We start from the raw sequence: 19,675 nt of genomic DNA on the forward strand, positions 1-19,675 counted from the left end.
GATGTGGCTGTACGGCTTCGGCAAGGTGGTGGTGGGGATTGTCTACCATCTGATCTACCGCATTGAGGTGGAAGGAGCCGAGCACATCCCGCGCAGCGGAGGCGCGATCCTCTGCTCCAACCACATCAACGCACAGGACCCGCTGATCATCGGCCTCGCCAGCCCTCGGCCGGTCTGCTTCATGGCGAAGGAGGAGCTGTTTCACAACCCCTTCCTGCGCTTCCTCATCACGGGCCTGGGCGCCTTCCCGGTCAAGCGGAACACCGCGGACCGCACGTCGCTCAGGCACGCGCTGGCGCTGCTGGCGGAGGGCAAGTGCTTTGGCATCTTCCCGGAAGGGACCCGGTCCCGTACGGGTCAGATGGGAAAGCTGGAGCCGGGTACGGCGTACATCGCCCTGAAGTCCGGCGTGCCGGTGATTCCCGCCGCGATCAGCGGCCACTACCGGCTGTTCGGCCGCATCCGCATCCGGTTCGGTCCGCCGGTGGACCTGGACCGGTTCCGGTCCGCCAGGCTGAACAGCGAGACGCTGGAGCAGGCCAGCGAGGCCATCATGGAGGCCATTGCACGCCTGTTAGACTCGCCTCCGAGTCTGCCGGAGGCCACGGAGATGAGGCCGGTGTGAGGGAGTAGGGCTTGGTTTCACAACCCGCCGCCCGGGGCTGGTTTTATTATAAGAAATATGAAATCAGGAAGGTAATGTGTGGTTCGAGTCGGTCGCGCCGGTGCCGCACCCGTGTCCGAGCCATCGAGGAGGTCAACGATCGTGCAGGAGTTTGACAACCAGGGTAGGGAGAACGAAACCATGGAGGAGGCCGCCCGCGCCCAACTGGAGGCTGCCCTGCGGGTACCCAAGCCGGGTGAGATCGTCACCGGCCAGGTCGTGCGCGTGAGCGAGGATTCGATCATGGTGGACGTCGGCTACAAGTCCGAGGGCATCATTCCGCTGAACGAGTTGTCCCACCGCCCGCTCCGCAGCGCTGAGGAGGCCGGCCTCAAGGTTGGCGACACGGTGCAGGTCATGGTCCTCAGCGTGGACGCCAAGGGCGAGGGAGGACTGCGCATCAGCAAGCGCCGCGCGGACGAGCGCCTCGCGTGGGAGCGCATCGAGGAGATGTTCCGCAACAACGAGGTCGTCGAGGCCGAGGTGACCGAGGCCGTCAAGGGCGGTCTGGTGGTCGACCTGGGTCTGCGCGCCTTCCTACCCGCTTCGCAGGTGGACCGGGGCTACGTGGCCGACCTGTCCAAGTTCGTGGGTCAGAAGATCCGCGTGAAGGTCATTGAACTGGGTCCGCACCGGGGCCGCGTCATCCTCTCCCGCAAGCAGGTGATCGAGGCCGAGCGCGAGGCCCGGCGGAAGGCCTTCTGGGAGACCGTTGAGGAGGGTGCGGTGCTCGAGGGCACCGTCAAGTCCCTCACGGACTTCGGCGCCTTCATCGACCTGGGTGGGGTGGACGGCCTGCTGCACATCTCCGAGATGTCCTACGGCCGCATCAAGCACCCCTCGCAGGTCCTGAAGGAGGGCGAGACCATCAAGGTGAAGGTCCTCCGGCTCGACCGGGAAAAGGGCAAGGTCTCGCTGGGCCTGAAGCAGGTGCTGCCTGATCCGTGGGACAGCGTCGCGGAGAAGTATCCCGAGGGTGCCATCGTCGAGGGCACCGTGGCCCGCCTGGCCACCTTCGGCGCCTTCGTCGAACTGGAGCCCGGCGTGGACGGCCTGATCCACATCAGCCAGATGGCCGACCGGCGCATCAACAACCCCGGCGAGGTGGTTTCGGTCGGTCAGCAGGTGAAGGTGAAGGTCATCGGCCTCGACGTGCGGAACCGCCGGATCAGCCTCTCGCTGCGTGCGGCTGAGGAGGAGTTGGCGGCGCAGGCCATCGCAGCCGAGGTGGGCCCGATCGACCAGGTGACCGAGGAGGGCGGTGAGCCCGACGCCCCCGATGCGGGCGAGGCTCCGGCGGAGGCTCCCGCCGAGGAGAAGCCCGAGGAGTAGGAGGTCAGATTCGGCCCGGTCCCCGTTTTGGGGGGCCGGGCCTTCTCTTGTTCTTGGAAAGCGAGCGGCGGGCACGGCCGAAGCGAAATCCAGATTGTGGGAACAGGCAGGCAGGAGAGGAACAAGCGGTGGGCGAACATCTTTTCTGAGGGGGGTCGCCATGTCCGGCAAGCCGTTGATCATCGCCGAGAAGCCCTCCGCCGCACGGGCCATAGCGGAGGCCCTTGGGGGCTTCCGCCGGCGGGAGGGGTACCTCGAGTCGCCCACCTACCTGCTCTCGTGGGCGATCGGTCACCTGGTGGAGCTGCAGGCCCCGGAGGAGTACGACCAGCGGTGGAAGCGCTGGTCCCTGGGCACGCTGCCCATCATGCCTGCGGAGTTTCGCCTCACCGTGCTCCCCGAGACCCGGGCGCAGTTCCAGACGCTGGCCAGGCTCGGCCGGCAGGCCCCCAGCCTGATCAACGCCTGCGACGCCGGCCGGGAGGGCGAGCTGATTTTCCGCTACATCTACCAGGCCGCCGGCTTCAGCGCCCCCGTGATGCGGCTCTGGGTCTCGGCGCTCACGCCTGCGGCCATCCGCACGGCGTTTGCGGAGCTGCGCCCGCAGTCGGAGTACGACCGCCTCTACCAGTCCGCCCGCTGCCGGGCCGAGGGCGACTGGCTGGTGGGCATCAACGCGACCCGGGCTTTCTCGGTGAAGTGGGGCGACCTGCTCTCCGCCGGAAGGGTGCAGACCCCCACCCTGGCCATGCTCGTGAAGCGGGAGCGGGAGATTGAGGCCTTCCGCCCCGAACCATACTGGGAGGTGACGGCGGAGTTCGTCACCGCCGCTGGAGAGCGGTACCGCGGGAAGTGGTTCGGGCCCGAGGGCGACCGGCTGCCTGACGCCGAGTCCGCCCGGGCCGTGGTGGAGCGCGTGCGGGGACAGCGGGGCCAGGTGGAGTCGTGCCAGCAGAAGCCGGTTACCGAGCGACCGCCGCAGCTGTTTGACCTCACCAGCCTGCAGCGGGAGGCCAACAAGCGCTACGGGCTCACGGCCGCCGCCACGCTGAAGGCGGCGCAGTCGCTCTACGAGGCGAAGCACATCACCTACCCCCGCACCGACTCCCGGTACCTCTCCGTCGCCCTGGTGCCCGAACTGCCCCAGGTGCTGCGGGCGCTGGCCGGCCTACCCGACCTGCACCCGCTGGTGACCGGGGCCGACCCGGGGCGGGTGACCCGCTCCAACCGGCGGGTGGTGGACGACGCCAAGGTCACCGACCATCACGCCATCATCCCCACCACCGAGGTGCCGCACAGCCTCGCCGGGGCGGAGGCCAAGATCTACGACCTGATCGCCCGCCGCTTCCTCGCCCAGTTCTACCCCGACGCCCGGTTCCTGGAGCAGGAGGTGGTCACCCGGGTGGGCGCGCTGCCCGACCGGTTCATGAGCCGCGGGCGCCAGGTGCTGGAGCCGGGCTGGCGAAAGGTGGAGCCGGAGCCGCAGAAGGCGCGGCGCAGGGCGCAGGAGGGCGATGAGGAGGAGGAAGCGCCGCAGCTGCTGCCGAGCCTCGGGGCGGGCCAGCCCGTGGCCGTGGCGGCGGTGGAGAGCCGGGAGAAGAGCACACGCCCGCCCCGGCGGTACACGGAGGCCACGCTGCTCAGCGCCATGGAGTACGCGGGCCGCGAGATCGAGGACGAGGCGCTCAAGGAGGCGATGAAGGGCCACGGGCTGGGTACCCCGGCTACCCGGGCGGCCATCATCGAGCGGCTGAAGCAGGTCGGGTACGTGCGGGCCGAGCGGCGGACGCTGGTGCCCACCCCGAAGGGGCGGCGCTTTGTGGAGCTGGTCGAGCAGGTGGGGGCGACGGTGCTGCTCAGCCCGGAGCTTACCGGGGAGTGGGAGCACCGCATCGCCGCAGTCCAGGCCGGCGAGTACGACCCGGAGCGGTTCATGGCGGAGATCCGCGAGCTCACGTCGCAGGTGGTGACCCTGGTGCGGTCGGCGGAAGGGGGCGCACCGGACGTAGACGCCGCCACACCCGGCGCGGAGCAGCCTGCCGAGGTGCTGGCTACCCCCTGTCCCCGCTGCGGGGGTACGGTGCGGAAGGGGAGCCGGGGATGGACTTGCGCCACCGAGGGGTGCGCGCTGCGCGTGCCCACCTTCCTGTGCGGCAAGGTGCTGGACCGGAGTGTGGCGGAGGCGCTGCTCGCCCGCGGCCGGACGGAGCTGATCAGGGGCTTCACGTCGCCCCGGAACGGGCGCAGCTTCTCCGCATACCTGGTGCTCAGGGAGGACGGCCAGGTGGGGTTCGAGTTCCCGCCCGACCGGCCCCGGCGGCGTGCGTCTGCGCGCGGCAGGGGCGCCCGGCCGGTCGGTGCCGGTGGGAGAACTGCCGGAAAGGGGTGAGCGGTGGGGACCACTCACCGGCGACGGGTGCTGACGGGAAGTGCTGACCGCAGTCGCCTTGTGCAGCGAGATGCCGGGCGGGCTCTGCGGGGTACCTTTACGGTCCGGGCACGGATCGGAGCATGGAGGGAGGAGCGAGAATGAGTCACCGGCAGCGGCGCAAGCTCGACCACGTACGGCTGGCCACGCAGCAGCCCGCGGCGTCCGCAGGGGCGGCCGGGGGCCCGGGCGACGCGGGGTGGGCGGACGTCCACCTGGTCCACCAGAGCCTGCCCGAACTCAGCCTGGACGAGGTCGACCTGAGCACCTCCATCGGCGGGGTGGCGCTGCCCCAGCCGGTGTTGATCAACGCCATGACCGGGGGCGCCCACGGCGTGGCGGCGATCAACCGCGACCTGGCCGCCGTCGCAGCCGAACTCGGCCTCGCCATGGCCGTGGGGTCGCAGACCGCCGGCCTGCGGGAGCCGGAGGTGCGCGAAACTTACCGCGTGGTGCGGCAGGCGAACCCCCGGGGGGTCATCCTGGCCAACCTGAGCAGCGACGCCACCCTGGAGGAGGCCCGGGCCGCGGTGGAGATGGTGGGCGCAGACCTCCTGCAGCTCCACCTGAACGTTCCGCAGGAGCTGCGCATGCCGGAGGGCGACCGGGACTTCCGGGGGCGCCTCGAGCGCATCGCCCGCATCGTGCAGGAACTGCCCGTGCCGGTGGTGGTGAAGGAGTGCGGCTTCGGCGTGGCGCGCGAGACCGCCCGCAAGCTGTACGACGCCGGCGTGCGGGTGATCGACGTCTCCGGCCGGGGAGGCACCAACTTCGCCTGGATCGAGAACCGCCGGGCCGGGCTGACCGACCCCGATCCGGGGCTGGAGCACTGGGGCATCCCCACCGCCTGCTCCCTGGCGGAGGTGGCGGCGCTGGGCCTGCCGGGGCTGGAGCTGGTGGCCAGCGGCGGCATCCGGCACGGCTCCGAGGCAGCGAAGGCGCTGGCCCTGGGCGCCCGGGCCGTGGCCGTGGCGGGCCCGGTGCTGGTGCGCCACCAGTGCGAGGGGCGCACCGGCGCCCGGGCCTACCTGGAAGGGCTGCTGGCAGACCTCAGGGCCGCGGTCCTGCTTTGCGGGGCCCGCACCCTGGCCGATCTGCAGCGCCGGCCGGTGGTGATTACGGGCTTCGTGGGCGAGTGGTGCCGCCTGCGGGGGGTGGACGTGGCCGCACTCGCCAACCGCTGGGAACCGTAATCCTCCCGGAGCTGTCGCACCGCGGGAGGGAAAATTCAGATGGAACAGTGGGAAGCGGGCCGCAACGGTCCGGTGAAACGGGAGTGGCGGCGGTACCTGCGCTGCGGTTGGCTGGCCCTGCTGGTGCCGCTGCTGGCCTACGCCGAAGCGATCGGGTGGGCGTACTGGCACCCGCCCCTCACGGTCATGGGGTCAAGCCAGTGGAGGGGCTCCGGACGTCCGTGGAGGTGGCCGGCGTCCCGGCCCCCGACGAGGTTGCGGTGGTGACGGATCGCCCTGGCCATCAGCGCCGACTGACTAGCGTGCCGCTGCGCTGGGGTGAACCGGACCCGTTGGTGGAGATCGACATCCTCACCATCGAGGGGTGGCGCGAAAGAGATTACGGCGAGAAAGGATGAGATCCATGCAGCAATCCAGATCGTTCGCACGCGTGATCCAGAAGCAAGTTTCCGCCAACTACCTGCTTTTCCTGCCCCAGGGTTACGGCGAGGACCCGGCCCGCCGCTGGCCGCTCATCCTCTTCCTGCACGGCGCCGGCGAGCGGGGCAGCGACCTCAGCCTCGTGAAGCGGCACGGGCCGCCCCGTCTGGCGGAGGAACGGCCCGGCGATTTCCCGTTCATCATCGTCTCGCCCCAGTGCCCCGAGGGGCAGACCTGGGACGTGGACACGCTGCTGGCGCTGCTCGACGAGGTCTGCGACCAGTACGCCGTGGATGAGGACCGCGTCTACCTCACCGGCCTCTCGATGGGCGGCATGGGCTCGTTTGCTCTGGCGCTGGCCGCACCCCAGCGGTTTGCGGCGGTTGCCCCCATCTGCGGTGCGGGCAACCCCCTGCAGGTGCGCCCGGAGCACGCCCGCCTGCCCTTCTGGGTCTTCCACGGCGAGGCGGACGACGTGGTGCCGGCGGCGCTTTCGGCACAGATGGTGCAGGCGCTGCAGGCCGTGGGCGCGCCGGTCCGCTTCACCCTCTACCCGGGGGTTGGGCACGACTCGTGGACGCAGACGTACGCCAACCCCGAGCTCTACCAGTGGTTCCTGCAGCACCGGCGCGCCTAGTTCCAGCCGCGCCAGCTCACCCCTCCCATGCGCACGTCCAGCACCCGGCCGTCGTTCTGATCCACCAGTACGTCCACCCGGCGGGGACGCGGCCCCAGCGCTGACGTGAACCGCACCACGAGCCCCTCTGCCCCCAGGTCGACCAGCGCGTCCGGCTCGAACCGCTGGAGCCCCCGGGCGGCGGCGGGGCTCAGTCCTTCCAGCACCCGAGGGGCCGAGTGCTGTTCGTACCACTCCGCCACCTCCGGGTGGGCCAGGGCGGCCACGATGGCGTCGGCCGGGCGCACGGGCAGGGGGCGGGCGCTGCAGCCCGCCAGCAGCAGTCCGCAGAGCAAGAGGGGCGCCGCGAGGCTGTGCCGGGAGGGCGCACCGTGTCTCCTGGGCGTACGGAAGGTCACCGGCCTCACTCCTTCGTGCGGGGCGTCTTCACCCAGTGGCTGGGTCCCTTGCCCGCCGCCGCCAGCACGAGGGCGCTGAAGTAGGGCACGGGGAAGAGGAAGCCGGCCAGCGGCAGGATGAGAATCTGCGCCACCGCCCCCAGCTGCCCCAGCCACATCAGCGGGCGGCTGGCCGGGTCCACGTACTGGAGATAGTGCAGGAATATGTAGAGCGCAAAGCCGATGTAGATGGTAGAGATCAGGTGCAGCCCGTAGCGCCAGGCTGGGGGCAGCACGGTGGGGTCCACCAGCCCCATCGCCCAGAGGAGCAGCACCACCAGCGGCACCAGGGTGGCCGCCTGGTAGAAGAGCCACTGGCCCTGCCCCTTGAACCAGAGCGACCGCAGAAGACGGCGGCGCTGCTCGTGGGTGCCCAGCCCCTCGGTGCGGATCTTCTTCATCACCTGGATGTGACCGCTGGCCCAGCGCAGCCGCTGGCGGAAGAAACCGGCGAACGTGGGCGGAGTCTGTTCGCTGGAGGGGTACGGCAGGTACTCCGGCCAGGCCCGGGCCTTCAGCCAGGCGCGGGTGCCGAGTTCCAGGTCCTCCGTGAGGGTGGAGGAGTCGAACCCGCCGATCTCCCGGAGCAGCCGGGTCTCCACGAAGACGTTGGTGCCGCCCACGAAGGGGATTGAGCGGTAGACCACCGGCAGGTGCCACTCGTGGCTGATCGCCGTGAAGAGCGACGCCAGCTTGCAGAAGGCGCCCATGTCGTACCAGTTGCGCACCTGGAACACCGGGCCCTGGAAGATGCGGGGCAGCGGGGTGCCGCTGCTGTGGGCCTCCAGCACCCGGTGGGCCAGGTAGAGCATCACCCGCGGGTCAGGCCGGCTCTCGGCGTCGTAGAAGCCGCACCAGGTGGAGCGGCCGTCGATGTACCCCAGGGCCCAGTTCAGGGCGCGGCCTTTTGTGGACGGGACGGGCACGCCCAGGCAGCGCCCGCCCAGCTGGCCGTCGAAGTCCACGGGAACCACCACGTGCTTGACCACCGGGCTGCCCGGCCGTGCGGCGTACTCGGCCACCTTCCGGTCCATGATGTCCTGGGTGGTGGGGTAGACCTCCCGGTAGGCGGTCGCGAGCCGCACCTCGAGATGGGGGTCCGCGGCGATCCCCTCGAGGCGCGCCGTCAGGTCTGCCGCCAGCGCCGAGCAGAGCGACTGGATCAACTCCCGCGTGAGGGAGTGGTGGGCCTGGGCCGCCACGGCGGCCAGCCGCCGCCCCAGGGCGGCCCCGTCCTCGCCCCGCAGCGACGCGAAGGCGACCGCACAGGGGATCGCCAGCGAGAGCAGCGCGGCGTAGGCCCGCTGCAACTCCTCCTGCCCCAGGCCCGGCAGGCGGGACCGGAGCGTGCGGAGCAGACGGTGTTCGGCCCCCCGCGCATCCTTGCGCAGCAGGCGCAGCGCCGCTTCCCAGACCAGCGGCCGGAGCAGGGGCGCGGGAATGCGCCGGAGGTGCTGGAGCCCCTCGTTGGGCCCGAGGCGGCGGGCCACCGTCCCGACGCCCTCCAGGGCCATGCCGGCGACGAGGGCCATCACAAGGCCGCCGGTGGGGGTGTCGGGTGCGGGCAGGTCCCGGCCCGCGCGAACGGCCTCGGCCGCCGCCAACACCGTCTCGGTGCGGCTCCGCTCCGCCGCTTCCTCTTCCTTGGCGTCTGTCACCACCACGACCTCGTAGAGGTCCGTCGGGTACGTGAGACCGGCGAGGTGGTCCACCGTCCGCTCGATGACGTCGGCCTCGTTGCGGGCGGGTACGATGATGGAGAACCGGGGCAGGGCAACCCCCAGGGTGTGCGCCCGAGCGGCGAGGCGCTGGAGCGAGAGTTCGGGCCGCCGCTTCCAGTACTTCCTTTCGGAGTAACGCTTCCACCAGAGGAGGCGCAGGAAGAGCGCGAAGAAAGAGAGGTGGAGTCCCACGGCCACCAGGTAGACCCATCCTGCTGTGTCGAGTTGCATCTGGCGGGATCCTCCCACAGGGTTTTGACAGCCATAGGTTGGCGTGACCCCGTGGCGATTATGCTCCGCTCGTGCCGGTTGACGGCGCATGGGCCGGGTATAGCCTGCGGCAGGCGGGAAAAGCTAACCTAATGGGTTGCCAGGTCCTGCCGGGTTTCTGCGACCTGGCACCCCGCATCAAGCCCTCTGGAGGGACTCCGCGTCGTGATGCCGGTGAGTCCGATTCTGCTGCTGGTGCTGATCGTGCTCGCTTCCAGCGGCTTTCTGGCCGGGCCCTTGCGGCGGCTCAGCCTCAGCGAGAGGCAGGGGATCGCCCTCCTGGGCGCGCTGCTCCTGGGCAGCCTGGTGGAACTGCCCCTGACGCCGCGCCTCACGCTCAACCTGGGCACCGGGCTCCTGCCCCTCTGCTTCGCCCTCTACCTGGCGCGACAGATGCGCCGGTGGTGGGAGCCCCTGGCCGCGGTGGGGGGCGCAGCCACCGGCGCCGCCGCGCTGGCCCTGATCAGCCTGTACTTCCCGCCTGGCCAGCCCACGGAACTCAACCTGTACTACCTGGATGCGCAGTACCTCTATGCCGTGGTGGCCGGCACGCTGGGCTACGCCATCGGTCACACCCGTCCGGCGGCCTTCGCCGCCGCGGTGCTCGGCTCGCTGGGCGCCGATCTCTACCATTACCTCCGCTACGTGGCCGCGGACCAGCCCGACCTGGTGTTCCGGATGTCCGGCGGGGGCTTTCACGGCACGGCGCTGGTGGCGGGCATCCTCGCGCTCACCCTGGTGGAGCTGATGCAGGGCCCAGCGGCGGACCGGCCCGTCTCTCCCGACCTGCCGGTCTCTTGACCGCGATTGGCCATTCCTGGATAATGTGCTGGGCGGGGATGACGGCCGGGCCGCTTCCCCGCACCATCTGGCAGGCATCGGGGGAAGGCCTTATGAAGCCGATCGTAGCCATCGTGGGTCGACCCAACGTGGGCAAGTCGACCCTGTTCAACCGGTTGACCCAGAGCCGGCACGCGATTGTGGAGAACCAGCCGGGCGTGACCCGCGACCGCCTGTACGCCGACGCGGAGTGGAACGGCCGTGTGATGACGCTGGTGGACACCGGCGGCATTCAGCTGGACAAGGAAGGCGACACCATCGAGGCCCACGTGACCCGGCAGGCCGAGCTGGCCATCCGGGAGGCCGATGTGATTATCCTTGTGGTCGACGTCACCCAGGGGGTGACGGCCCAGGACCAGGAGGTGGCGGACCGGCTGCGCCGCACGCGCAAGCCGGTGATCGTCGCGGTGAACAAGGTGGAGAACCTGAAGCGGGAGGACGAGGCGCTGGAGTTCTGGTCGCTGGGGCTCGACCCGCTGATCACGATCTCCGCCGAGCACGGCATGGGCACGGGCGACCTCCTGGACGCGGTGGTGGCCGCGCTGCCGGCTGCGGAGGAGCCCGAGCCGGAGGAGGGCGGGCCGATCCGCGTCGCGGTCATCGGCCGGCCCAACGTGGGCAAGTCGTCGCTGGTGAACGCCATCCTGGGCGAGGAGCGGGTGATCGTGTCCGACGTGCCCGGCACGACCCGTGACGCCATCGACGTGCTGGTGGAGCGGGGCGAGGACCGCTTCCTGCTGGTGGACACCGCCGGCATGCGCCGCCGGGCGAAGGTGGACCAGCCGGTGGAGCGTTACTCGGTGATGCGCGCCCTGCGGGCCGTGGAGCGCGCACAGGTCGTGCTGCTGGTGATCGACGCCATGGACGGCGTGACGGAGCAGGACCAGCGCATTGCCGGCTACGCCCACGAGAACGGCAAGGCGTGCATCGTGGTGGTCAACAAGTGGGACCTGGTGGAGAAGGACGACCGCACCATGGCCAGGATGACCGAGGAGGTTCGGGCCCGCCTCTCCTTCATGGATTACGCGCTGATCCACTTCGTCTCCGCCAAGACCCGCGCCCGGGTGCACAAGCTGCTGCCGCTCATCAAGGAGGCCGCGGCCAACCACGCCCGGCGCATTCCCACCCGGGAACTGAACGACGTGGTGCGGGAGGCCTACGCCCTCAATCCGCCGCCCTCCGACAAGGGGCGCCGGCTGAAGATCTACTTCGCCACCCAGCCCCACGTAAGCCCGCCCGGGTTCGTCTTCTTCGTCAATGACGCCGAACTCGTCCATTTCTCGTACCAGCGGTACCTGGAGAACCGGCTGCGCGAGACCTACCGCTTTGAGGGCACGCCCATCAACCTCTACTTCCGGACCCGCGCAAAGGCGAACCTGGAAGAGCGTCCGCTCAAGGTTCGGCGGGTAGTGGGCCAGGGCGAGGTTCGGCCCATCCGGCGCGCGGCGCAGAAGCGCTCCACCGAGTAGGGTGGGGTCGTACTCGATACGAATTTAGAACCTCCTCCTAGGACCAGGAATAACCGTGCGAACGGCGAATCAGTCAACGCTGGCCCAATCTGCCCATGGGAGGGGACGTGAGCCGTGGCGGGTCTGGTTCTGGTAGGCATTATTGGCTATCTCTTGGGGGCCATTCCGGTGGGGTTCCTGGTGGGCCGGCTGCGGGGGATTGACGTCCGCAAGTACGGCAGCGGCGCCACCGGCGGCACCAACGTGCTGCGCACCATCGGCCCGTGGGCGGCGCTGTTCACGGTGCTGTGCGATATCGGCAAGGGGCTCCTGGCGGCCTACGTGGGGCAACGGGTCGCGGGCGACTGGGGCTACGCCGTCGCGGGGTTCCTGGCCTCGGTGGGCCACTCTTTCCCGCTGTGGCTCCGCTTCCGCGGGGGCAAGAGCGTGGCCACCAGCGGCGGCGTGGCCTTGCTGCACTACCCGCTGGCAGTGGCGATCGGCATCCTCTGCGGTGCGCTGGCGGTGTTGCCCACCCGGTGGGTCTCGCTGGGCTCCCTGGTGGCCACGCTGGCGGTGGTGACCCAGGTGTTCCTCGCAGGGGCGCCTCTGCCGCACCGCCTCGTGATGGTGGGCATGGCGGTGGTCATCTACGTGCGGCACTGGGAGAACATGAAGCGCATCGCCGCGGGCACCGAGAACCGACTGGGGGTGCGTGCCCAGCCCCGGCCGTAGCGCTTCGGGTGTAGCGGCGGGATTCGTGGGGGGCGTGGCGGTTGCCAGTGGAGATTGCCATCCTGCCCGCCGGCGCGTGGGGCACGGCCCTCGCCGTACCCGCGGCTGCCGGCGGACACCTTGTGCGGCTCTGGCGGCGACAGCCGGGCTGGGCCGAGGCGTGGGACAGGGGTCACCCGGCCCTTCCCGGGCTGCGGCTGCCGGAGAACGTGGTCGCGTGCGCAAGCCCGCAGGAGGCGGTGGAAGGGGCCGACCTGGTCATCCTCAGCCCGGCAGGGGCGGGGCTGCGGGAGACGTGCCGGCTCGTGCGGCCGCACCTGCGGCGCGACGCTGTGATGGTGACGGTGACCAAGTTCATCGAGCCCGGGACGCACATGCTGGCCCCGGAGGTGGTGGCGGCCGAGCTGCCGGAGCACCGGGGGCGGATCGTCGTGCTGTCGGGCCCGAACTTTGCGGAGGAGGTGGCGGCCGGGCTCCCGACGGGGTCGGTGGCCGCCTGCCGCGACCTGGCCCTGGCCGACCGGGTGCAGGAGAGCCTGATGACGGACCGGTTCCGCATTTACACCAACCCCGACCTGACGGGGGTGGCGCTGGCCGGTGCCCTGAAAAACGTGATCGCCCTTGGGGTGGGCATCTCGGACGGGCTGGGCATGGGCGACAACGCCCGGGCGGCCCTGATCAGCCGCGGCCTGGTGGAGATGGCCCGCCTCGGCCGGAGGATGGGGGCGAGCCCGCTCACCTTTGCGGGCCTGGCCGGCGTGGGCGACCTGGTGCTCACCTGTACGGGCGACCGCTCCCGCAACCGCCGGGCCGGCCTCGCGCTCGGGCGGGGGCAGAGCGCCGATCAGTTCGTGGCGAAGACCGGTCTCACCGTGGAGGGCATCGCCACCACCCGGGCGGCGTGGCAGCTGGCGCAGCGACTGGGCGTACGGATGCCCATCACCGAGGCGATTTACCGGGTGCTCTACGAGGGCCTGTCGCCCCTGGCGGCGATGGAGCGGCTGATGGCCCGGCCCCGCGCACATGAGCTGGAAGAGGTGGCGGAGGCAGAGGGGGTCTAGACGCCGCCGACACGTTTTCACCCACCCCCCGGACCCGGCGTAGGATGCCGGTGAGTGCGTTCCGGGGGGTGGGTGGTTGCATACCGTTTCCTTGGTGTTGCTGGCCGTCGCGGTCAGCCTCGACTCCCTGATGGTGGGGCTGCTCTACGGGCTGCGGGGCATCCGGCTTCCCTGGGGCGCTGCCGCCATCGTCAGCCTGGCCACCGCGCTCCTGCTGGCCGCGGCCATGGGCGCGGGCCGGGCTCTGGCCGCGGGGCTCTCACCGCTCCTGGCCGACCGGCTGGGCGCCGCCGTCCTGGCCGGCACCGGCCTCTGGATCACCCGGCAGACGCTGCGGTCCCGGCGTGGCGCCGCCCGGGAGGCAAGCCCGCCGCTGCACCGGGTCTGGCGGCTGCGGTTGGGCTCCGTGGGCATCGTGGTGGAAATCCTGCGGGAGCCCGCCGCCGCCGACCTGGACCGGTCCGGGCATATCAACCCCGTCGAGGCGCTGCTCCTGGGGGTGGCCCTGGCCCTCGACTCGGCGGCGGCCGGCCTGGGCGCGGCCATGACCGGGTACTCGCCCGTCGGCCTGCCGGTGGCCGCCGCGCTGGCGACGTTCGCCCTGCTCACGGCGGGCTCCCGCGTGGCCCGCCGGCTTCCCCTCCGCCTCGGCGGCCGGTGGGCGGCGGTACACGGCGTGCTGCTCACCCTGCTCGGCCTCTACCGGATGCTCGGCTGATGGTCCCCGGTAGACATACCCTCCCCGGCCCCCTCATAGCATTAGGCGTAGGACACGGGACCCGGGCCACATTCTGAGTACGAATGCCGCGGCGAGAGTGCGGCCGCCCGGCGTCGCGGCGATCTGGGGAGGGTAACGGAGTGGAGAGGATCGACATCTTTGAGGACGTTGCGAGGCGGACCGGAGGGGACATCTACATCGGCGTGGTGGGCCCGGTCCGGACGGGAAAGTCCACCTTCATCCGCCGCCTGGCCGAGCAAGTGATCCTGCCGAACATTCAGGACGAGTACGAGCAGGCCCGCATCCGCGACGAGCTGCCGCAGTCCGGCAACGGCAGGACCATCATGACCGTCGAGCCCAAGTTCGTGCCCGACGAGGCCATCGAGCTCACCATCGGCGAGGGGCTGACGGTGCGGGTACGCCTGGTGGACTCGGTGGGCTATGCCGTGGAGGGCGCGCTGGGCTACCAGAACGACGACGGGACCCCCCGCATGGTCCGCACGCCCTGGTTCGAGGGGGATATCCCCTTCCACGACGCGGCGGAGATCGGCACCCGCAAGGTGATCACCGAGCACTCCACCATCGGCGTGCTCGTGACCACCGACGGCACGATCACCGACCTCGCCCGCGGGAAGTACATCGAGGCCGAAGAAAGGGTCGTCAGCGAGCTGCAGGCCCTGGGCAAGCCCTTCGTGATCGTGCTGAACACCACACGGCCGTACGCCCAGGAGACGATGGAACTGGCCGGCGAACTCGAGGTCAAGTACAACGCCCCGGTCATCCCGGTGGACGCGAGCGAGCTCTCCCAGGACGACGTCTACCTCATCCTGGAGCAGGCGCTTTTCGAGTTCCCGGTGCGGGAGGCTCACATCGCCCTGCCCCGGTGGGTGGAGGAGCTGGACCGGTCGCACCCGGTGCGGACGCAGTTCGAGGAGGCCATCGCCGAGGCGCTGCAGGGCATCCAGAAGATCCGCGACGTGGACGCGGCCGTCGAGCGGCTGAGTTCCTACGAGTTCATGGCCTCGGTCAACCTGAAGTCCATCGACATGGGTGCCGGCGTGGCCCACGTGGAGACCGAGGCGCGCGACGACCTCTACTACCAGGTGCTGGAAGAGATCACCGGCGTGCCGCTGGAGGGCAAGCACACGATGGTGCGCCTGCTGCGGGAGTACGCCGAAGCCAAGCGGGAGTATGACAAGATCAAGGACGCCCTGGCCGACGTGAAGGCCACCGGCTACGGCGTGGTGGTGCCGGACCTCTCCGACATGACCTTCGAGGAGCCCGAACTGGTGCGGCAGGGCATCATGTACGGGGTGAAGCTGCAGGCCACCGCACCGAGCCTCCACTTCATCCGGGCGGACATCTCCGCCGAGGTCACGCCGATCATCGGCACGGCGAAGCAGGGCGAGGAGCTGGTGCAGTACCTGCTGGACCGGTTCGAGGACGACCCGCAGCAGCTGTGGGAGTTCGACATCTTCGGCAAGTCGCTGCACGAACTGGTGCAGGAAGGCATCCGGGCGAAGCTGCAGCGGATGCCGCAGGACGCCCAGACGAAGCTGCAGGAGACGCTCAGCCGCATCATCAACGAGGGTTCGGGCGGGCTGATCTGCATCATCATCTAGAAGCGGGAGGGGGCAGGGTCCCCCTCCCGATGCGCGCAGACGTGCAACAGGACCGGTTCGTGGCTCAGATCTCGAAGAGGCTGGAGATCGACTCACCGGTGGTGACCCGCTCGATCGCGGCCGCCAGGAGCGGGGCCACGGAGAGTTCGGTCACCTTGGACGGAAGATCCTCGTGGGGGATGGTGTTGGTGACCACCACCTCGTCGATCACGCTCTCGTGCAGGCGCTCCAGGGCGTCCCCGGCGAAGACGGCGTGGATGGCGCAGACGTAGATGGCGGCGGCCCCCTGCTGGTGGAGCACCTCTGCCGCGGCCAGCAGGGTCGACCCGGTGGCGATCTCGTCCTCGAAGACGATGGCCTCCCGCCCCCGCACGTCGCCGATGAAGGCGGTGATGGCCACGGTGTCGGTATTGCCCCGGCGGTGCTTCTCCATGATCGCCAGTGGGATGTCGAGAGCCTGTGCGAAGCCCAGGGCCCGCTTGGCGGCGCCGGCGTCTGTGGCCACGGCCACCGGGGCGATCAGGCCCTTGGTGCGCATGTACTGGGCGAACAGGGTGGTCGCCGTCAGGTGGTCGCAGGGGATGGAGAAGAAGCCCTGGATCTGCGGCGAGTGGAGGTCGACGGTCATCACGCGGTCGGCCCCCGCCGTGGTGAGCAGGTCGGCTACCAGGCGCGCCGTGATGGGCACCCGGGGCTGGTCCTTCTTGTCGGACCGGCCGTAGGGGTAGTAGGGGAGCACAGCCGTGATGCGCCGCGCAGAGGCGCGTCGGAGGGCGTCGATCATGATGAGCGTCTCCATGAGGTTTTCGTCCACGGGCGGGCAGGAGGTCTGCACCACGAAGGCCTCGCACTGGCGCACGTTCTCCTGGATCTGGACGAACAGGTTGTCGTTCTTGAACTTCATCACGTCGGCCCTGGCCAGTTCCACGCCCAGGTGCCGGCAGATTTCCAGCGCCAGCTTGCGGGTGGCCCGGCCCGAGAAGATCTTGCGGCCGGCAATCACGTCTGCGAAGCCTCCCTTGCCGCCCGGTGGGCTTGTTAGGATAACCTGAGAAAACCGAATTCGAGAACTGTACCGGCAATCCTCTCGTTCCGCGCGGCAGGGCATCGGCTGGCCGGCCGTGGCCGCGAGCCATCAGGCCCGCGCCAGGGTAAGTGCCTGGAACTGTTCCTCCAGATCGGCCAGGCGGTGGAGGGTGCGGGAGAGGCCGGCACCGTCCCCGGACAAGAGGCGCGACTGCGCCTCGCCCAAGCACTCGGCCTGCGCCTTCTTGAGGGCGGAGCGCTCCGCGTCGTAAGGCGCGTAGAACCGGGCGAAGTCCTCGCAGCGGCGGGCACTCACCGGGAAGGCGAAGCGGGCGAGATGAATGCGCACGCCCCCATCCAGCCCGCTCCCCGCCTGGCCGGCCAGTTCCCGGATCACCGCCGGGCCGGTGGTTCCCGCAGGGAAACGCTCTTGCTCCAGCCGCAGCTGGCCAGCGATGCGGGCGTCGGTGGCACGGAAGAGCTCATCGGGAGTGGGGTGCGGTCGTCGCTCGAACCGGCCCCAGAGCGAGTAAGCACCCGCTTGTAAGCGATGGTCTCGGCCTTCCACCCCCGGAGGAAGTCCTCTTCGGCCATGACGGCATGCGGGAAGCCACCGGGGTCGTGCAGCCGGACCCAGCCGTCCTCCACGGCGTAGACGACCGCGTAATGGTCGGCTCCGGTGAGGTAAGGATAGTCCGGGTTGTAGAGCAAGAGACCCATGTCGAGGGGGCCCACCACGACGGGATCGTAGGCCAGGAAGTCCCTGAGCTGCGCCAGCGCTGTGCGGCCATCCGCCGCGCCGTACTGGTGAAGGTAGCTGTAGCCCAGGGCCTCCAGGGTGTGGTTGATGCCCCGGTCGGGCGTCGTGCACGGGGAACTCAAGAAAGGCAGCCGCCCAGCGGGGACCTGGACCCACTCGGCGCTGATGGCGACGGCAGTCATACACTCGACGTACCCGGGGTCAACCGCCTCCCCCAGCGCGCCCAGCGCCATGGCCACCGAGTTGGCGTAACAGTATGCTGTGTTTGATAACCTAAAAGTGAGCCATTTGGGGGCCATTTGATCACGCAAAAGTGAGCCACCTCGAACTTCCAAACCTGTAAACTGGGATGTGCGCCACTTCCAGTTTGCAGGGGTGAAAGGATGAAGATCGAGATGGCCCATGTTGAGCGTATCAGATGGCTGCTCCATGTGGAAGGGAGATCGCAAGACAGATTGCCAAGGCGCTCGGAATCTCCCGCCACACAGTGGCCAAGTATGCCAACCTGACCGAGGTACCCCGTTACCAGCGGCGGAAGCCCGCCGAGCCGCTGGTCCTGACCCCGGAGTTCCAGCTCGAGATCGAGCGGCGGCTGGCAGAGAACGAGACACTGCCCCGGAAGCAACGGTGGACCGGGAGGACGATCTACGAAGAGCTCGTGGCCCTTGGCTACCAGGGGAGCGAGCCATCGGTGCGGCGCCACATCGCCAAGGTCCGGAAGGCCAAGAGCAAGCAGGCGGCCTTCCTCCCCCTGGCCCATGACCCGGGCGACAGCATCGAGTTCGACTGGGGCGAGGCGGTGGTCTACCTCGATGGTGTAGAACTCACGGCACAGATCCTGTGCGTCCGTCTGCGCTGGAGCGGCATGCCCGTCGTCATTGCCTACCCGAACCAGCGCCAGGAAGCCATGTTCGACGGGATCCGGCGGGCGCTGGAGCTGCTGGGCGGCGTCCCTCGCCGCATGACCTCGGACAACCTCAAACAGGCGGTGAAGCGCATTCTGGAGGGCCGCAACCGGGAGGAGCAGGACGCCTTCCTCAGCTTCCGCACTCACTACCTCATCGACAGCAACTTCTGCAACCCCGCCTCCGGCCACAAGAAGGGCTCAGTGGAGAACCTGGTCGGTCTGGCACAGCGGTACATCGTCGGCCCCCGGCGGGAGGCGAAGACCTGGGAAGAACTCAACGCAATCCTGTGGCAGCGGTGCCTGGAGTACGCCAAGCGCATCCCACAGGGGTCGACCCAGTCGATCCTGGAGCGCTGGGAGCAAGAGCAGAAGTTCCTGCGCCCGTTGCCCGCCCGTCCCTTCGACTGCTGCAAGGTGGTGCTCGTCACCAGCAGCAAGACGGCCTGCGTGACCTTCGAGACCTGCCGCTACTCGGTGCCGGCTCGCTATGCGAACCAGGCGCTGCAGCTGCGGGCCTACTGGGACCGGATCGACATCTACGCCGGCCAGGAGAAGATCGCGACCCATCCCCGCTGCTACGAGCGCAACCGAGAGATCTTCGATCTGGATCACTACCTGGAGTTGCTCCAGGAGAAGCCACGGGCGCTCGACCAGGCCAAGCCTTTCCGGACGGCGCAGCTTCCAGCCGTCTACCACCGGTTCCGGGCCGAGATGCAGGGGCGTCACCGCCATGACCGGGAGTTCATCCAGATCCTGATGCTGCACCGCAGCTATCCCGTGTCACAGGTCACTGCCGCCCTGGAACACGCCCTGGCGCAGCATACGGTCTGCTATGCGGCTGTCAGGCAGTGGCTGGAGGCCCAGGCTGGCACCGGCTCGCCCACCCCGGTGACGGGGCCGGGGGAACTGGCCAACATCCGGGTCCAGCAGCCGCCACTGTCCGTGTACAACCGGCTCCTGAAGGGGGGGGGTCCTCCATTGAGCCGGGAGATGCTGCTGGACTACTACCTGAAGCGCCTCAAGCTGCCGACGGTCCGCCGGCTGTACAAGGAGCTGGCCCGGGATGCGGCCGAGCACAACAAGACCTTTGAGGAGTACCTGCAGGCCCTGCTGGAACAGGAGGTGATCCATCGGGAGGACAACCAGCTCCAGCGCCGTCTCAAGGCGGCTGGCTTCCCGGTTCCCAAGACCCTGGAGTCCTTCGACTTCAGCGCCATCCCGAGTGTCAACAAGGCCAAGATCCTGGCGCTGAGCAAGGGTGAGTACGTGAGAGACCGCGAGAATGTGCTCTTTGTGGGCAACAGCGGCACCGGCAAGACCCACCTCGCCACGGCGCTGGGCATCGCCGCCTGCCGGCAGGGCTACCGGGTTCGCTTCTGGCGGGTGGGACAGTTGGTTGCAGGGCGTTGTCCCGGAAATCGTGGAAATTCAAAGTGGCGGCCCTCAAGCCCCGTTT

General features: G+C 69.4%; 18 protein-coding genes. 13 read left to right on the forward strand and 5 right to left on the reverse strand.

Annotation, left to right across the window (positions count from 1 at the left end):
* Position 1: 1 nt before the first annotated feature.
* The 6 genes from AB2385_RS08180 to AB2385_RS08205 all read left to right on the forward strand — a co-directional run bounded on the left by AB2385_RS08180 (position 2) and on the right by AB2385_RS08205 (position 6,674).
* Complete coding sequence (locus tag AB2385_RS08180; protein WP_367654467.1) at positions 2-625, forward strand: lysophospholipid acyltransferase family protein; 624 nt, start codon at positions 2-4, stop codon at positions 623-625.
* Positions 626-766: 141 nt separating this feature from the next.
* The gene (rpsA, locus tag AB2385_RS08185; RefSeq protein ID WP_367654468.1) at positions 767-1,996 is read left to right on the forward strand and encodes a 30S ribosomal protein S1; all 1,230 of its coding nucleotides are present in this window, start codon (positions 767-769) and stop codon (positions 1,994-1,996) included.
* Positions 1,997-2,156: 160 nt separating this feature from the next.
* Positions 2,157-4,385 (forward strand): DNA topoisomerase 3, encoded by a 2,229-nt coding sequence (locus AB2385_RS08190; RefSeq protein ID WP_367654469.1) that lies wholly within the window; start codon positions 2,157-2,159, stop codon positions 4,383-4,385.
* Between the two features lie 140 nt (positions 4,386-4,525).
* Positions 4,526-5,617: a type 2 isopentenyl-diphosphate Delta-isomerase gene (fni, locus tag AB2385_RS08195; protein WP_367654470.1), complete on the forward strand. Its 1,092-nt coding sequence runs from the start codon at positions 4,526-4,528 to the stop codon at positions 5,615-5,617.
* Between the two features lie 200 nt (positions 5,618-5,817).
* On the forward strand, positions 5,818-6,015 hold the full coding sequence (locus AB2385_RS08200) for a hypothetical protein (RefSeq protein WP_367654471.1): 198 nt from the start codon (positions 5,818-5,820) through the stop codon (positions 6,013-6,015).
* Positions 6,016-6,020: 5 nt separating this feature from the next.
* On the forward strand, positions 6,021-6,674 hold the full coding sequence (locus tag AB2385_RS08205) for a prolyl oligopeptidase family serine peptidase (protein ID WP_367654472.1): 654 nt from the start codon (positions 6,021-6,023) through the stop codon (positions 6,672-6,674).
* Here AB2385_RS08205 and AB2385_RS08210 read toward each other — a convergent pair.
* A complete protein-coding gene (locus tag AB2385_RS08210; RefSeq protein ID WP_367654473.1) occupies positions 6,671-7,072 on the reverse strand; it encodes a hypothetical protein in 402 nt (133 codons plus the stop codon). The two genes, AB2385_RS08205 and AB2385_RS08210, sit on opposite strands and share 4 nt — an antisense overlap.
* A 5-nt stretch (positions 7,073-7,077) precedes the next feature.
* Positions 7,078-9,063 (reverse strand): glycosyltransferase family 2 protein, encoded by a 1,986-nt coding sequence (locus tag AB2385_RS08215; protein WP_367654474.1) that lies wholly within the window; start codon positions 9,061-9,063, stop codon positions 7,078-7,080.
* Positions 9,064-9,267: 204 nt separating this feature from the next.
* Between AB2385_RS08215 and AB2385_RS08220 the strand changes: the two genes are divergently transcribed.
* The 6 genes from AB2385_RS08220 to spoIVA all read left to right on the forward strand — a co-directional run bounded on the left by AB2385_RS08220 (position 9,268) and on the right by spoIVA (position 15,526).
* Positions 9,268-9,903, forward strand: coding sequence for a hypothetical protein (locus AB2385_RS08220; protein WP_367654475.1), 636 nt, complete (start codon positions 9,268-9,270; stop codon positions 9,901-9,903).
* Positions 9,904-9,995: 92 nt separating this feature from the next.
* On the forward strand, positions 9,996-11,411 hold the full coding sequence (der, locus tag AB2385_RS08225) for a ribosome biogenesis GTPase Der (protein ID WP_367654476.1): 1,416 nt from the start codon (positions 9,996-9,998) through the stop codon (positions 11,409-11,411).
* 114 nt (positions 11,412-11,525) lie between these two features.
* The gene (gene plsY, locus AB2385_RS08230) at positions 11,526-12,125 is read left to right on the forward strand and encodes a glycerol-3-phosphate 1-O-acyltransferase PlsY (RefSeq protein WP_367654477.1); all 600 of its coding nucleotides are present in this window, start codon (positions 11,526-11,528) and stop codon (positions 12,123-12,125) included.
* Between the two features lie 47 nt (positions 12,126-12,172).
* Positions 12,173-13,186 carry an NAD(P)H-dependent glycerol-3-phosphate dehydrogenase gene (locus AB2385_RS08235; RefSeq protein WP_367654487.1) on the forward strand — a complete coding sequence of 338 codons (1,014 nt, stop codon included), beginning with the start codon at positions 12,173-12,175 and terminating at the stop codon, positions 13,184-13,186.
* A gap of 76 nt (positions 13,187-13,262) precedes the next feature.
* Positions 13,263-13,904 carry a sporulation membrane protein YtaF gene (gene ytaF, locus AB2385_RS08240; RefSeq protein WP_367654478.1) on the forward strand — a complete coding sequence of 214 codons (642 nt, stop codon included), beginning with the start codon at positions 13,263-13,265 and terminating at the stop codon, positions 13,902-13,904.
* A 140-nt stretch (positions 13,905-14,044) separates the two neighbouring features.
* The gene (spoIVA, locus tag AB2385_RS08245) at positions 14,045-15,526 is read left to right on the forward strand and encodes a stage IV sporulation protein A (RefSeq protein WP_367654479.1); all 1,482 of its coding nucleotides are present in this window, start codon (positions 14,045-14,047) and stop codon (positions 15,524-15,526) included.
* Between the two features lie 64 nt (positions 15,527-15,590).
* On the opposite strand, the gene AB2385_RS08250 is transcribed toward spoIVA, so the two are convergent.
* From AB2385_RS08250 to AB2385_RS08260, 3 genes are all read right to left on the reverse strand, one after another.
* Complete coding sequence (locus AB2385_RS08250) at positions 15,591-16,529, reverse strand: ribose-phosphate diphosphokinase (RefSeq protein WP_367654480.1); 939 nt, start codon at positions 16,527-16,529, stop codon at positions 15,591-15,593.
* 132 nt (positions 16,530-16,661) lie between these two features.
* Positions 16,662-16,949: a hypothetical protein gene (locus tag AB2385_RS08255; RefSeq protein WP_367654481.1), complete on the reverse strand. Its 288-nt coding sequence runs from the start codon at positions 16,947-16,949 to the stop codon at positions 16,662-16,664.
* Positions 16,946-17,545, reverse strand: coding sequence for a hypothetical protein (locus tag AB2385_RS08260; protein ID WP_367654482.1), 600 nt, complete (start codon positions 17,543-17,545; stop codon positions 16,946-16,948). The genes AB2385_RS08255 and AB2385_RS08260 overlap by 4 nt, the downstream gene beginning before the upstream one ends.
* 254 nt (positions 17,546-17,799) lie before the next feature.
* Here AB2385_RS08260 and istA point away from each other — a divergent pair.
* Positions 17,800-19,675 (forward strand): IS21 family transposase (istA, locus tag AB2385_RS08265; RefSeq protein WP_367654483.1); only part of this gene is annotated, 1,876 nt, incomplete at its 3' end.

Source organism: Symbiobacterium sp. (assembly GCF_040797425.1).
Taxonomy (GTDB): Bacteria; Bacillota; Sulfobacillia; order Symbiobacteriales; family Symbiobacteriaceae; genus Symbiobacterium.

Coding starts and splice junctions, on each gene's coding strand:
- AB2385_RS08180 (WP_367654467.1), top strand. CDS start 2: ATGTGGCTGTACGGCTTCGGCAAGGTGGTGGTGGGGATTGTCTACCAT.
- AB2385_RS08190 (WP_367654469.1), top strand. CDS start 2,157: ATGTCCGGCAAGCCGTTGATCATCGCCGAGAAGCCCTCCGCCGCACGG.
- fni (WP_367654470.1), top strand. CDS start 4,526: ATGAGTCACCGGCAGCGGCGCAAGCTCGACCACGTACGGCTGGCCACG.
- AB2385_RS08205 (WP_367654472.1), top strand. CDS start 6,021: ATGCAGCAATCCAGATCGTTCGCACGCGTGATCCAGAAGCAAGTTTCC.
- AB2385_RS08215 (WP_367654474.1), bottom strand. CDS start 9,063: ATGCAACTCGACACAGCAGGATGGGTCTACCTGGTGGCCGTGGGACTC.
- der (WP_367654476.1), top strand. CDS start 9,996: ATGAAGCCGATCGTAGCCATCGTGGGTCGACCCAACGTGGGCAAGTCG.
- AB2385_RS08260 (WP_367654482.1), bottom strand. CDS start 17,545: ATGGCGCTGGGCGCGCTGGGGGAGGCGGTTGACCCCGGGTACGTCGAG.